We start from the raw sequence: 16,484 nt of genomic DNA, 5'->3' as shown, positions 1-16,484 counted from the left end.
TGTATCGTGGCTAATTGGATATCTGTTGCATTCCCTACAGGATTACTAGCTTCCCTGCTTTTCTTAAATCAAGAATAGTAGTCATTGCATATTTTAAACCTGGTGTTTTGTTCCAATATTTTAACCATCCATATTCTCCATCAAATTTTGTTAAATCCTTGATAGCTTCTTCAAAGGTTTTTAATTTCTTATTATTCATTAAATCTTTTAAACCTCTCATCATTTCTGCAAACTCAAACTCATCCATTTTGTTCATTACGTCAAGAACATCAGAATTTGCAGTTTTAAGCAAATCTTCGTAAGATCTGTAATTACCCTTTCCTATACCTTCACTGAGGTTTTTCAGTTTTTCAACTTCAAAATATTGCGTAACCCTAGAATTACCAAGATGTTTTCTAACATTACCATATTTCGCAAGCAATGTAGCAATATCATCCACCGCATTAGCCACGCCCTTCCACTTAGTGTACCCACCAGCATTTTTAATTTCTTTTATTATACTTTCAGGAGTTTTTCCCGATGAAACTAGATATTCATCTAAGTATTTTAATTCAAGTATATTTGTTGTAAGGTTATACTCTTCTACTTCATCTAAAATACGCCATGTGGTAATGAGGTTAGAATTTTTATTAATTGCATTGGTTAACGCCTTACCTGAAGCTTTTCTAAAATCAACATTTTTTGAAAAACGTTGCCATTGTAATGCACAATCTACTTGTGTAAAACCTAATAAATGGTAAAGAAAAAATACAATGAAAATTATTTTTCTTAGCATATTTAACTGCTTTTTATTATTCTATTTATTATTAAAAATCCTTTTGGATCTGTATAACTTTTCACATTGACGGTTTTAAGAAATTTAATCAAATCACTCTTTACCTGCTGATTTTTAAAGTGAAATTTAAAAATTTCTTTATCATAATCGTACTCTTGAAGTACATCAGCAAGTGTAAATTTTGTTTCATCCTCTTTCAAGAAAATAATTTCGAGAAAATTGAAAACATCGTTGAAATTTACATATTCTCTTTTCCTAATTCCTATTGTTATATCTTTTAAAGTAGGTGATTTATAATTTTCTTTTACAAGTTCATTTGGTACTTCTAGATTATGTATTTTCTCAAATTTTTTACTTTTTTTATTCACCTTGATTGGACTATTTCCTCCAACTGTTGCATACCTATCATCATAATCTATATCTTTAAACTTTTTTAACCTAGTAAAAACATAAATATTTTCTGCATCTTCGTATGTTTTATAGATAAATTTTTCTTCATCTATTACATCACTTAGTAAAATTTGTAATTCTTTATTTGTCATAATCTTGCCTTACATACTATTAGTTTTGCTTTCTTTAACTGATTTATATCCAATCTAAGTTTTATATCGATTCCTGGGGTATTCTTAAATGTTTTCCAAACTTCTAAAAGTAATGGATCTTTAGTAAATTCAGATAATTTATCAAAATCATAGTTATACTCTTTTGCTAACTCTTTTAAATATTCTTTATTAAAAAACTGATCAATGTAATCTAAAAAATTTCCAGTCATTTTATCTATCCATAGGTGTCCTTTTTCAGGAAAATCTAATTTTAATTTATTCTTTGCTATATCTGTATATTCTTTATTTAAAACCTCATATACTCTCAATGAATTAAACTTATCATCTACATATTTTTTAGTATATTTTGCTCCGTTTTGAACATCGATAATTTCCCAATTACCATCTGATAATCTTCTAGCATTAAACGCATGTTTATTTGCAAAACCTTCTATAAATTCATCTCTATAGTTTCCGATAATTATAACACTCTTTTGCTCAACATTACCAAGTTTTTTCAATAGATCATCAAAATTCAAGGGATTGAATGTATTAACATTTTCTAATAAAAAAACTTCATTCATTAATACCGTAACATCATCTATATGAACACCAGCATGAAAGTTTCATTTGTATCTTTATCAATACTTAATGTAGTATTGGAAAAAAGATTAATACTTATAAATACAACTATTAAAAAACTTAGGGGTAATATTTTACTCATACTTTTTGGTTGTTGATTTTTTCTTTTTTACAGCTTATCAATATTAGGCAACTTCAAAATTTTAAAAGAATATCCTACTTTGCTATTTATACTTATAATTCCTTTTTCTGATAAAAATTTTAATATTTTTTCTAGCTTTTTTTTATTATTTTTTATTTTATTAGAAAAATCATCTAAACTCCATTCATTACCATAGTTTCTATAAAACCATTCTAATTCTTTCAAAAATGTTTTTTCAAGGTTTGAAAACTCATATTTTAAAAAAGAATCCTTTTTAAGGATGTTTAAAATAATTTTATTTACATCATCTTTATGACCAGAGAATTCTTCTAGAAAATCCTGTTTTAACGGATCTATTAAATCAATGAACTCCTCAATACTAATACTTATACTACTTTCTTCTTCATTACTGATATCCCAAAACTCTATACTATCAGGTGATACTTCATAACCGTGATTTTCTTTTGCAATCCCTATTCCTGAATTTATAGATTCTAAAAATTCTAAAAACTCAGAAGATGGAAGTATAAATAAACACCTAATTAAAGGATTATATTTAACATCTAAATAATTATATATGTTTGGTAAATTCATTTTTTAATAATTTATAACTGGGTGGAAGTTTTTAATTTTTCCTGTACTTGGGTCTCTATACCCTAAAAACTTAATTCCATTAGATGATTCCCCTTTTATAATTGTATTACTACCTGTTTGAATAGTTATTCTATTTGATAATATTCCTTCATCCATTGCCTCCTTACCATATTTAATCATATCTACATCTGATAACTTTGATGGGTCATACAATGTTTTCTTAAATTGAGTGGTTTTCCAACCTCCAGATCCATCAGCTTTTTTAATTTGATAAGTCAACTCAGAAATTCCTTCCACAGATCCACTTCTTGTATTTAATCTGTTAATTTCTATATTGTTTCTTGCTAAATAACTATTAAACTCCGATAAGTTATGCCCTCCAGTAATAGCACTTCTTTGAGTAAATTTCTCAACTTCCTTTAAATGTTTTGCAAAATCTATTTTATAAACTAAGTGAGTAAACCTTATAATCTCTCCGGTTAATATATTTTTTAATGTTGATATCTTTATTTTTGCATTTGTTAAAAATTGAGTTCCTCCTCCTTTTCCCCATTTTGGAAAAGCCTGAGTTAATACCTCAGTATAATCACCTTGATTAAATTTACCTTTAGCAAATCTAATATCTTTAGATACTTGATCTACTGTGAATTCAGCTACCCAAGTTGGTTTCTTTGGTAATTGTAATATATCTTTAGCTTTATCTGCATTAGCAAAATTATCTAAAGAAATATATGTAGGATAAGCTGTAGGCGAAGCGTCTATAATACCTGTAGATTTAAGCTTATCAAAATTATATGACGTTTCATTAACAGCTCTATAAGCACGATCCATATGCTCACTATAGAAACGCATTATATCTTTATCTCTAACTAAAGCTTTAGCTACATCATCTAAACTTTTTACATCAGTGTTATCTAAAATCTTTTTTCCTGCTGCTCCAAACTTATCTATAATAACTGCTGCCGCACCTTGATCTCCTTTAAATTTTTGTTTTAAAAATATATCTACATATTCATCTCCATAAGCACTTCTTACATTATTTCGAGCTCCTTTTAATAAATCTGGAATGAAGTAATTTATATCTTTAACGGCATAAATAACACCATCGGAGCTCTTAAATAACAAAAATGTTCCTTCATTAACTTTTGAACCTTCAACATATCTTACATTATCTATTTTACCTAAGAAACTATCTGCTGAATTATATGAATTTTTAAGATTTTTAAATTTTAAAAAACCTCCTGTTGATGCCAGTTTAATATCAAAAACTTTAATATCATCTATCAAGCCTTGAATTCCATCTTTAAATTGTAATTTTTTACCTACCTTACTTATAAATTTATCAGAAACAATTACTTGTTCTATTTCAAGAACTAACCTTTTATTAAAAATAACTTCCGATGGTAATTGTTTCATCCTAGTTAATAGTCCTGGGATTTTTCTAATTTCATTAAAAGCATTTCCTTTTGCGTTTTTTAAACTTCTAATATTAGCTTTGAACTTAGGTAAATCAATGTTAATTTTGGATATTTTTCCAGCTACGTTTTTAGTTATACCAATCCCTACTCTTGCTAATCCATTTATACCATCAATTAACGTAATTACTTCCCATGCTTTGACAAATTCTTTACCTCCATCTAAAGTTTTAATATAGTCCTCCGAAAAAGTCATTATTAAATCTGCTGAAGAAATAGCTATAGTAAGAGCACCAGCAATTGTAACAGAGCCTCCTCCTGTTGGTATTGCAGTTGCAATAGCCACCAAATTACCTATAACTCTAACTGCAGTAAGACTATCATCTGTACTCTTTTTTTGTAATAAATAAGCTATATAATATGCTGGTAACCTTAAAACTTTGTCTTCTGTAAGTTTACTATCCCCCCATTCCACAAAAGAATTGTCTTTAGGTATTTTTATTTCAACTATTTCATCTATATTCTTAAATATTTTTTTATCAGTTTTATAATCACTTTTATTTATATAGCTTATTTCAAGTATTTTACCATTAAAAGTATAATCAAAATTTAATTTATCATCTTTTGAAAAAGAAAATTTATTTTCTTCTTTTATTTCTTTACTAACACCTTCCAGTGTAATTAGCTCTGTTATTTTATTAATATATTCATGATATTCAGAAAAATGTAAATCATCCCATAAATTGGTAAATAATTTAGAGTTTTCTTCATTAAACAATTCCACTATTAATAACTCAGATTGATTATTAAAAACCGTAGAATTAATTAACTTTATTAAAGCATCTTCTTCTTCATCATTAAAATAACTATTATCTCTCTCTAGAATTTTTTTGATTATTTTTATCCTATCTTCAAAGTCCATTTGTTCTAAAGAACAACTAGATGATTCCATAACTAGAGGTACTAATTCTTTAGATGTCAAGTCATCTAATTTATCAGTTGATAATCTACTTTTAATTTTTTCAATTTTCCCTGGTAACTTAATAAATTCTCTTAAATCATTTAAATAGTAATCAAGATAAGATTTCATTAAAACTTCTGGTACTTTAGTTTTAGCATAGGTTCTAAATGTGAATAATAAGGACCAACCAGTTGTCGTATAAGGTGAAGAATTAATTTCTTTTCTTTCTTTTTCTTGCTCATTTATAGCATCAATTAAATGACATTGAATAAATGACTCAATCGCTTCATTTGAAGCATATGCTAATGCTGCTGAAACAATTACAGGGGAAAATTCGTTTTGGTAAAAAGTTAGGTTCCATAAATCTGCATCTTTATTTTTTTGAGGACTAAAAAAATCTAAATATTCTTTTGCAAATGGAGTAAGTTTATCATGTGATACATTATCAATCACAATATTATTTTTAAATAAACTTGATAATTTTTTTTGGTTAAATTTTTCGGAATTATTATACTCCTCTACAACACTAAACTTACTAGAGACATCATCAAAAGTATTAAATTCACCTTTTAAAATCTGACTACTATTAACCTCATATTTATTAATGCTTAGCTTTATTTTTTTATTAGAAAAATCATAAATTGGCAATGCAACTATTGCTTTCCCAATATTAGTAACTTTTGTAAGTTTATCTTTATATTTTTCTTGTTTTTTGTTTCTATACGCACAACCTCCTCCTGCTTTATTAAATGAATATATACTTCCATTTAACTCAAAATGTAATAAACTACCTACTGGAGCATAATTTCCTGATTTAGTTCCATCATTATAAAAATACGGATCTAATGTTGCAAAAGTAACCTTACTAACATCTTTAGGTATTGTAACAACCTGTAATGACGGAGATATAAACGTATATGAATTTATTTTACCTTCAGAATTTTTATTAGCTAAACTTTCGAAATCACTCAATGATGTTGTAGATATTTGCTCTCCATCCTCATCTCCTTGGAACCAATAAATTTTAACTCCTGGAGCATGCATTTTTTTCCAATCTAAATGATTTAGAACCGTACCATTACCATAATCCATTAAAGAATTTGTTGCTCCTTGTGGAAAAGCATACTCATCCCAAGTATGTTGCAAACCAAAAATTCCGTGCCCTAATTCATGAGCAAGTGTTCTTGTTTGCTTTTCAACAGTTTTTGCATTAGATGTAAATACAAATCCGAATTGCCTTTTTAATGGCATAAACCCCTCTACATCAGATTTATTTACAGGTACATTAGTTACAAAAACGTAATACGTTGTTTTATTGTAGTAATTTTGATTTTTGATGTAGCTATTAAATACAGCTTCTTCATCTGTATAATGAGATAAAACCGAGCTATCACCTACTTTTAATCGACCATCATTGTCTTTATCCCATCCATAAATTTGATCTGGCGAAACCTTATCAACTTCTTGAATATTTAATCGTACGCCTGCTTTTTTATAAATTTCTGTTACTTGTTCCTTTACTTTAGCATCTACACTACTTATTCCAACTGGTACTAAAGTTATATTTATAGTTTCTAATTTTTCTGATGCTAAATGTGTTAAAATTACACTCCCAGCAACATCATACTTATCATCATTATCTTTAGATTTTATGACTGCAAAAATTTCTTCATCCGCATAATGATATTTTCTTTTAAGTTTTAGTTTTGCGATGTCACCATTCCAACTATCAACTTCAACTTTAGCACCATCTTTTGTTTTGAAAACAACATCTTCTTTGGTTATTTCGCTATCATTAATGATTACTTTGGCAGTTATAAAATCATCGCCATTAGTATCAGATATGGCTTTGTAGGGTACTTTATACGTACTACCACTGTTATCTATAATTTTATATTCTTTTTCAAACTTATTTGAAGTACCATTAGGTAACTCATCAAAATGATAATAGCCTGAGTTTTCAAAAACAACTGAAACTCCAGAAGCAGTTATTGAATTTACGTTACCATCAGAATCTAAACCTGTTGTATTTGTATCGGTTACAGCACCTCCTTCTGCTCCTTCTTGTTGTGTAATTGTTCCATCTTCACCTACCGACCAAACATCTCCATTTGAACTAATAATATCAACATCATCATCACCAGGTATTAGTGCTGTTTCTCCATTAGTACCAGTTACAACAATAGCCCCATTTGCATTTATTTCTATAGAATCTACAATAAAATCAACAGTAACAGCATCTTCAAGTACACCATTATCTCCGTTAACACCTTCTGAAATATTAACATTTACATCAACTGTCATTGAAGCCCCCTCTCCAAACTCCGGATCGTATAAGGTTACAATCTCTCCTTCGGCTAATTGATTAGAAGAATTCACTAGTATATTGCTAAATGTAACACCAAATTTTGCGAATTTTAAATAAGGGATGGCCACAAATCCTTTTCCTGAAATCACACCGTTTGCTTGGTCTTGCATATCAGTTATTATTACTTTAAAATCTCCGGCTGTAATTTGATTTCCAATATTTAATCCTGGGTGTGGTTCTCTATTACTAATGGCAACTGCATCTGGCACTATACCACATTGATAATTAGCGTCTTCGTTTTGAATGATATCAGTTGTTACTCTTTGCAAATCAGAATACTCACTGTATTGATAAGTACATTTACCTTTTACTTTATACTCATAGGTTGTTCCTGGTTTTAAATCCCAAATTGTAGCCCAGCTACTATTTGTTCTTTTTGTAAACCAATGAGCATCTTGCTTATCAGCTTCTCTATATGCAATTATAAATTCTGAATGAATAGTTGGATCTTGATTCCAAAATATATTTATTTTAGATGTTCCTTTAGCCTCAGCGTTTACATCTTCAGGAATTTGACAGGGAGCTGTTCTTGAAAACCAGAAAACTTCACTATATCCTTGGTTTTTAAAAAGTCCGATTTCTTCTAATCCTTGTAATGCTTTAGCACGTACCCTCCAAGCATATCGCTTCCCTGGAAGTAATAAGGGTTTATCTGGGCCATATACTAAAGTAGTTGTTCTTGTGGTTGTTTCGTAAATTGGAGCCTGTGATAAAAATGCTGTTCTTGGATCAATATGATTATCCCATACCTCAACCAAAGAAAATTCATATTCAACATTACTAACATTTATATGTCTTGGTGTCCATTGAAAAACAATATTTTCAAAATCTTTAGGTTCAATATTTGCTTTATTGAAAGGCAGATTTAATATTGGAGGTTCATTTTTAAATATAAAAACGGTAGCACACTTTTTATTTGACAGTTTTGCTCCTGACAAATAATCATATACTTCAAAACAAAAGTTATAACTCCCCTCTGGTATTGTTTGGGCGTAGGTTGCTGTATTAATACCTTCTATATTTTCATATTTATAGTAAGGCGCTAATTCTTGATTTCTTAAGGTTAAAGGTACTCCACCTTCTAAGTACAAGTTTTCAGTACCTAATACAAAATCCTTACTTCTAAATTTTATATTTCCTCCTTCAAAATAAGTTCGCAAACGAATTTGCCTATTAGTAACAGTTATATCATTTAAAAATATTTGAACAGTTATAGGACTGTTTAAACTGGTTTCATCAGCATAATTATAAAAGTTTACCGGGGCAGGCGCACTAACTCTTGGTACAATAGTTACTGGATACTGTTGTGAAAATAAATTAGCAACAAGTAAAAATAATGTAAAGATTAAGGGTACTTTTCTTTTCATACAATAGGGTTAATTATTTTATAGATACTTAAGCTTAAATTTCTTTTTATCTATATTTTTTTCTGATTCATTTGCTAAAAACTCAATACTATTTTTTAACAAATATAAATTTATTTTTGATTTATCAATATCATTTTCAATCATTTCAAAAACTTTATTTCCGTACTTCTTATAAAATAATTTAAGGTGTTTTGTATCTTCTTTAACACTCTCTAGTGTTTTATAACCTTTAAGTTGCACTACAATCCACCTATGCGTCAATAATTTTTTAAATGATTTGTTTAATTTGTTTTCTATCTCTTTAAATTCATTTTGTAGCTTATTAGAATATTCTTTCCTATCCTCTTTAGCTATATTATAAAGAATGTGCTTAATAGCTTCTTTTTTGTTTTTTAAATATTCTAATTCCATTGAATAATCCAACCTTTTGGCGTCTTTTAATAAATCATTTAAAACAACATGTAAAGAAGAATAATAGATGTTTAAACTTTTTTCTGAATCATATAGCTCTTTTAAAAATTGAATTGCTTTAATTTTATATACTTTTTTATTATCTTCTTTGGCTATTTCAATTCTGTTATCATTAAATACTTCCTTTCTCTTTAGTGGTAAATTTTTAAAAAGTGAAGAATTTAGTAACGTTGCAATTTTTAGATCTACCTCTTCTATAGATCCTTTATAAATAGAATCTCTATATTTGAATTTGATAATATCTGTTTTAATTCTTTTTATCTTTTTCTTTTTTACGCGGGCTTTTCTTTTTCTTTTACGAAATTTTATATTCTTAGAATCAAAAACTCCAAAATTATAGGTGTAACCAAAAGTTACAGTGAAGTCTTTTTTCGATTTATTTAATGAACTTCTTAACTGAGCTAGCGTATTTAAATTAAAGTTATGTCGCTTTTTATAAATATAACGCCCACTAATTCTAAAATTGGTAATATCACCTTGCTTTTCTCCATTATTAATACTCTGATTGTAGCCTAACGAACTATTTATTTTTAGTTTTTTTTCTAAAAAACTTTTATTAGCTGACACTGTTGGCCCCATTATTACACTATTGCTCTGTGCTACTTTATTATAACTTGCATTTAAGGCTCCTGATATATTTAAGTTAGATTCAGGATACCCTATTGTATACACAACGTTACCATTGTACAATGTTGATTTATCCATAGTACTTTCTTTTCCTTCAACTTCATTTATTGCATCTTGAAAAGTGAATGCTACGTTAAGGTTTTGCCTAGAGCTTTCTGTATCTTTAAGTATATAATTTATATTAAGATTTGCATTTTGAGAAATTTGAGAAACGTTGGCTTTATCTAACTCTTGTTCTATTTGAGAAACTCCATTAATAAAATCGAATTGATTTTTTATGTTGGTATATGACTGAAAGTTTGAATACGATAATGTCATATTCATTTTTTTACTTGCATCAAAGGCTAAGTTAATTGAACTTACTAGCCTTTTTAGTTGTGTAGCTTTACTTCCATCTAAATCATCTTTTTGTAAACCTGCGTTTACAGTAATAGCCAATTTATCTTTAAATATGCGTTGTGAAGCATTTACGGTAATATTTTCTAAATCATTATTAAAAAAATACCCTCCCAAAGTTTGGTAATTTGGATCAATATATTCATAACCAACACCTATACTTCCATTACCTACCTGATATATAAAGTTAAAATTAAACGCTTTATAATAACGAGTAGTAACATTAGAGTTTACTAAAAAAGACATAAAACCACTACTTTCACCTCCTGCTCTTATATCTTCGGTTAAAGCAGAAAAAGCTATTTCTCCTTTTACTTTTAAACCTTTAATAACGTTTGCTTCTCCATCAACACTAATAACCGTGTTATCTTTTGGTTGTACATCTTTTTCTACAGGTATTTTTTCTTTTAAAGAACTTAAATCATCACTTGCCTTAAAAAAAATACCTCCAATAGAAAACTTTTCAAACTTATAAGAAGCCTTAAATCCATACCCCAATCTTTTATAGTTGGCCTCACCATTTAAATTCTCAGCACTATACTCTCGTTCCTTTAAAAGTACACCATACATTAAACTTATTTTAAAATTTCCTTTAGGAGACAAATCAAGTCCCAGTCCAGTAAATTGATGTCCGCTTAATGTGTACGGAGAAAATGACATATTTACATCTCCAATATGAGCGGTAACCCATTTATAACTTGGATGTAAACTAAGCCTATTAAAAGAGAAAGGGTTATTAGTTTGAAATTTACTGTTAGAGTAAGAAAATGATAATGGGATATTGTAAACATCACTAATATTCAAATTAACATTCCCTGATAAAAAATAAGTGAAAGGCTCTCTGTTAGAGTCTCCGCTGTAAAAAACTGAGTTTACTCCAATACCTCCCGTTAACTTAAGTATTGATGATTTGCCTATTTTCTCTAAGTTTTGACTAAAAACGATAAAGGGAAACAGCACAAAAATGCATAACGTTTTTTTTATTAGTTCCAATTTCAGCAATTAATTGTTATGCAAATAAAGCAATTTTTATTGTAATTTTAAAAAACTTAATTAAATAATTTTCACATTTATTTAACTATAGTAAAGTAACATAAAAAAGGCTCAAGTTTGCTCTTGAGCCTTTTCAAATCAACTATTAAAAACTAACTAATCACTAACTTTATGTTAAGTAATCAATTATAAGACGACTTGCTCCTCGAATAGTTACACTTTAACTTTACCTTTAACAGTATTTTATGACACTAGCTTATTCAAGCAACAATGATTGTCCAGTAAAAATAGTATTACTCTTCAAATTATTTATCTTTTTAATTTCATTAACAGACTTTCCATAATACCTTGCTATACTATACAAAGTATCTCCGGGATTAACAGTATGAACCTTTTTTTTTGTTGGAACATTTATTACTTTCTTATTCTCAAATGAAAGATTTGTTTTTTGTTGATTATCTTTATAACCAACTACTATCTCATCACCTATCTCTATAGAATCAAAATTAACGATGCTATTTAGTTGGTATAATTTTCCTAAATTTAAATTATATTTTCTTGCAATTATACTTAATGTTTCTCCTTTTTGAACCTTATGAATTATTGTTGGATCGTACTCAATCTCTTTTTTAACTTGTGGATTTGAAGCTGGTTTATTGGGTAAAGTTTTTGATACCTCACCTGTTATTAAATTCATGTAAGCAACTTTACCATTCAATGAAATTTTATCCCATCCTTCTGGTAATTTATTTTCCTGAGCATACATATAATTATTAATAATTTGTAGTACAATAAACACTAAAATAGTTTTTCTCATTATTTTTCCACTTTTCTTTCACCAAAGATACTAATCTTTAACCTATTACATATTATTAATAAAAACCCCATATAGAGATATTACCTATATGGGGTTAATAACAAAATTACGCTGTGTTTTTAATTTGTTTTTATAAATTTTCCAATTTTATTTTTATTATTTCTATTGTATGAATAAAAATATAGTCCAGTCTTTAAAAAACTAACATTAAAAATATTTCTACTTGACTCAACATTTATTTTTCTCTTAAAAACTAAAACTCCATTAATATCAAAAATTTTAATTTCAGATTTCATCTCAGTATTACCTCTTAGGCTTGAATCAATAATTATTAAATTATCTATTACAGGATTAGAGAATAACTCTACTTCTCCTTCATTAAAAATTTGTTTTACTTTAGATAATGTCCTAGACTGCTGCCCCAAAGAATCAAAATAAGCACTATGACTAGAAGAAAAAACTGAGTTATTAGCCAAATCCCAATTTATAGACCAAGTCATCAAGCCTCTAAATTCAGGATAAGTCGCACTAGCAGTATATGTTCTATTTGGATACGACTTTCCTTTAATTAAATAGTCTAATGCTTGTTGAACTATAGTCTCTGATGTGTACCCGCTTCCGGCAGCTCTTGGCTCTGCAGGTAACCCAATTGCTACTTGGCTGGCTTTTAATCCAGGAAAGTTTAGTCCAGTTTGAGCAACCTTAAACCCTGTAATTAACATTTCAGCCATTGCTACATGAAAATCTGCAGTAGCTGGCTGGTATATTTCTCCATCTCTACCATACATTGAACCTGTATTATAATGTTGTACATGAATATAATCCATTTGATCACGTAATGCATGTATTACAGGCAAATAAGCTCCAAATATACCTGAATAATTACCATATGCACCTTGTACATAAGCCGTTTCAGGAGCCATGCTCAATGTAAATTTACTAGCACCTACATTATTTATTACTTCTTTGGTTCCTTGAATTAGATTTACAATTTTAGGAGTTATTGGATTCCTAAAATCAGTGTCTCCTGAATTTAATGATAATGAATTCCCTTCTAAGTCAATATCTAAACCATCAAACCCATAAGTGTTAATTATATTAGTCATTGACGTAACAAATTCCTTTTTATCTGTTTCATTATTTAATTCAACATGAGCATTAGCTCCTCCTATAGAAATTAATACTTTTTGCCCTCTCCCTTGTAAAATAGCTATGTCATTTTTAAATTCATTTATATTACCTTCATAAATACTAAATGGAGCAAAATTCATATCTGATTTACTACCTCTTTTAGGTTCAGCAAAAGCTACGCAAACAACATCCCAATTTGTTGAAACATCTCTTAATTTTGGTATTGTAGAGCCATTATCAAAATTATGCCAATATCCAACTAATATTTTATCTGATATTGGAGTTTGAGTTCCATCTGATATTATCACTGAGGAAGAAGTTGTTGAATTATTCTCATTATCAGTAGCTTTTGCAGTTAATATATATTTACCAGCCTGAGCATTAGTAACTGTATATGAATATGGACTACTAGTATCTTCTCCTAACTTTATAGCCCCATTAAAAAACTCAACCTTTGAAACACTTCCGTCATCAGTAGCAGAAGCTTTTATTTCAATAGAACTTCCTACTGAATATACTGCTCCACTTATTGGAGAGATTATACTTACTTCTGGGCTACTTCCTGCGCTACAACTTCCTATTTTAGTCCATGCATCTTGCCAGTGAGCCCCAGTTCCTGGTGCATAAGCCCAAGCAGCGGCAGATGAACACCAACCAGCTATATTACACTTAAATTTATCTCCTTCATTTTGTACTTCTTGATTTTTGCTATATGGACTACCTGCTGAATACTGAATTACTCCATCACACCCCGTTCCTCCAGTAGAACCTTTTTCTACCTTTACCTGAACTAAAGATGATGTAGTTGAAGCATTTTTATCATCTGTAGCTATAGCTGTTAGCCTATAAACCCCTGAAGAAGCGTTTATAATTTCATAAATATAAGGACTTGACACAACCTCTCCTAATTTCCTATCTCCATCGAAAAATTCTACTTTAGCCACTGTACCATCACTATCCGATGCACTTGCTGTAATAGTAATAGTATTTCCTTCTTCAAATGAAGCGTTATTTACTGGTGATGTAATTGCAACGGTTGGTGATTTATTCGGGTCTGTTGTTCCTGAACAAGCCCCTATTTCATTCCAAACAGCATATTGTCCACTGTTATTTTCTGGATTTTGGTTCCTTGTCCACCATCTTGCTTTGTAGTGTATTCCATTGAATTTAACATCATCTCCAGAATTATATACAGCACTAGGAGACCATACAGGGAATTCACTACAATTATCATCAGTATTTTTAATTACAGAAATACTTATTGTTGAAGATGTAGTACTCTTATTTCCATCATCAGTTGCTTTAGCAGATAAAACATAATTTCCTATTGCTAAATTATTCCATGTAAAAGAATAAGGAGTCGTGGTATCTTCACCTAATTTGATGTTTCCATTAAAAAACTCGACTTTAGTTACTGATCCATCTGAATCAGTAGCATCAGCCATCACCTCTATTGTTTCTCCTTGATTTAATACCGCATTATTTATAGGAGAGGTTATACTAACTATTGGTGGTAAATTTTCACCAGTCCCATTTACAATAACTGTTACAATTGTAGAACTTGAAACAGCATTTTCATTATCTGTAGCCTTGGCTGTTAATGTATACCTACCTGCAACAATATTTTGCAACGAAAATTCGTATGGAGAACTAGTGTCTTCTCCTAACCTAGTTGTTCCGTTATAAAATTCTACCTTACTTATAGTTCCATCAGTGTCTGTAGCATTTGCTTTTACAATTACTGTATCACCTTCTGTAAATGAAGAGTTATTATTGGGAGAACTTATACTCACCACAGGTGGATTGTTACGCACAGGACCTCCGTTTGCAAAAACCTCATTCATTTTATTTACTAGAGGTGATTTCACATTTGACCAACGTTTCAACTTTGTCCCAAAAGACGTTGCAGAACCACTTATTTCTAAATCGCCGTATACAGTCCATACAATAGTACCAGCAAGTTCATTGTCATTTATAAATTGTGCTTTTATAGCTATAGATTCCTCATCATCATAACTTAAAAAGAAATTTCCTTTTACTAAATAAGGCACCTTAGCTTCATCATCCCATTTTCTTGTCCATCCACTATTAGGCGACAATGCTTTTTGTTTTATAAAAAAATAATTGGGAGTCCCATCATACACCTCTAATTTCCAATTAGTGTAATCTGAAGCAGTTTGTATAGGTCCGTCTGGTTGAATTGTAACGGCTCTTTTGACTGTTTTAGCATTTAAATCGGCTGTTCCTTCAGTTACCACCCCTCTACCATAAAAAGGAGCCCCAAAACAAATTTTATTTTTTGGCACGCCATTATCTATTAACTTTTGCAATGTAGCCTGCCAATTAAAAAAAGAAACTTCTGCGTTTGCATATGGGTATACTGGTGCATTATGACCTGCTTTGTTTGACCAACCCCCATTCATATCATACGTCATCATGTTAAAATAATCCATTGAATTAGAAATCTTACTCCAATTAAACCCGTCTAACTTCCTTGGATCAGCTGACATTGCTGAAGTAATTAATTTATCTGGTCCAATAGCAACTCTAATCTCTTCCACTAGATTTTCAAAATTAGCAAAATCAGCTTCTGTACCTGTAAAATTCATTCCTGAGTATGGTCCTGGATATTCCCAATCCAAATCAATTCCATCAAAACCTGTAGCTATAAGCTTTTTACAATCTTCAATAAATTTTGCTCTCTTTACTGGATCAGCAGCCATTTCAGGAAAGTGTTTACACATACTCCATCCTCCAATAGAGGCCATTACTTTTACACCTTTTTGATGTGCTAACTCAAGCAAACCAGGAGCCCCATCTTCTTTATGTAAAGGTAAAGGAAGAGAACCACTTAACCCCCAAGTAGGATGTGTCCATGTTCTTCCATTTAACTCAACTTGGAAGCCCTGAGCTTCAGCTCTTCTTTTTGCGTCTTCATTTATGTGCTGTATAGGGTCTATTTCTCCAAATAATATATGCATATCCCAACTACTATAAATATCTTTCATAAAAATATCATTGGGGGCTTGCGTAGCTCCACTTTGATATATTTGCTTATTTCTATGATCACCACTATGCAGTGATCCATCATTAGCGACCCCAAAAAAAGAATAATTTAAAATTGTGTATTTAGAATAATCAATGTTTAGGTGTGTTAAAGCACCTTGTCCGGGTATTCCGGCTGTTGTTGTTTTCCAAGCATCCCAATTGGTTATATAACCTATAACTTGTTTTTGATGATTTGATGTTGTTGCTGTTCCACCTGTATTTACTTGTGAAAACAAGAGTGTAGTCATTAAAAGA

The 16,484-nt window shown here is 29.7% G+C and carries 8 protein-coding genes; all 8 read right to left on the bottom strand.

The genetic code is table 11. The features are described 5' to 3' along the window. Positions 1-34: 34 nt before the first annotated feature. Positions 35-775: a hypothetical protein gene (locus ACMFBB_RS19510; RefSeq protein WP_435262406.1), complete on the bottom strand. Its 741-nt coding sequence runs from the start codon at positions 773-775 to the stop codon at positions 35-37. Positions 776-777: 2 nt separating this feature from the next. Beyond that, entirely contained in the window at positions 778-1,317 is a 540-nt protein-coding gene (locus ACMFBB_RS19505) for a hypothetical protein (protein WP_435262405.1), read from the bottom strand. Then, positions 1,314-1,901: a hypothetical protein gene (locus ACMFBB_RS19500; RefSeq protein ID WP_435262404.1), complete on the bottom strand. Its 588-nt coding sequence runs from the start codon at positions 1,899-1,901 to the stop codon at positions 1,314-1,316. Before ACMFBB_RS19500 ends, ACMFBB_RS19505 begins: the two co-directional genes overlap by 4 nt. Before the next feature lie 167 nt (positions 1,902-2,068). Next, a complete protein-coding gene (locus ACMFBB_RS19495) occupies positions 2,069-2,635 on the bottom strand; it encodes a hypothetical protein (protein WP_435262403.1) in 567 nt (188 codons plus the stop codon). A 3-nt stretch (positions 2,636-2,638) separates the two neighbouring features. Then, positions 2,639-8,746, bottom strand: a complete 6,108-nt coding sequence (locus tag ACMFBB_RS19490; protein ID WP_435262402.1) for a hypothetical protein — start codon at positions 8,744-8,746, stop codon at positions 2,639-2,641. An 18-nt stretch (positions 8,747-8,764) separates the two neighbouring features. After that, the gene (locus ACMFBB_RS19485) at positions 8,765-11,233 is read right to left on the bottom strand and encodes a hypothetical protein (RefSeq protein WP_435262401.1); all 2,469 of its coding nucleotides are present in this window, start codon (positions 11,231-11,233) and stop codon (positions 8,765-8,767) included. A gap of 256 nt (positions 11,234-11,489) precedes the next feature. Continuing rightward, positions 11,490-12,050 (bottom strand): LysM peptidoglycan-binding domain-containing protein, encoded by a 561-nt coding sequence (locus ACMFBB_RS19480; protein ID WP_435262400.1) that lies wholly within the window; start codon positions 12,048-12,050, stop codon positions 11,490-11,492. Between the two features lie 119 nt (positions 12,051-12,169). Then, complete coding sequence (locus ACMFBB_RS19475; RefSeq protein WP_435262399.1) at positions 12,170-16,477, bottom strand: glycosyl hydrolase family 18 protein; 4,308 nt, start codon at positions 16,475-16,477, stop codon at positions 12,170-12,172. Positions 16,478-16,484: the final 7 nt, after the last annotated feature.

It is taken from the genome of Tenacibaculum sp. nBUS_03 (genome assembly GCF_051201695.1).
Lineage (GTDB): Bacteria > Bacteroidota > Bacteroidia > Flavobacteriales > Flavobacteriaceae > Polaribacter.
Note: the sequence above shows the minus strand (reverse complement) of the source record. Positions and strands in the feature narration are given on the sequence as shown.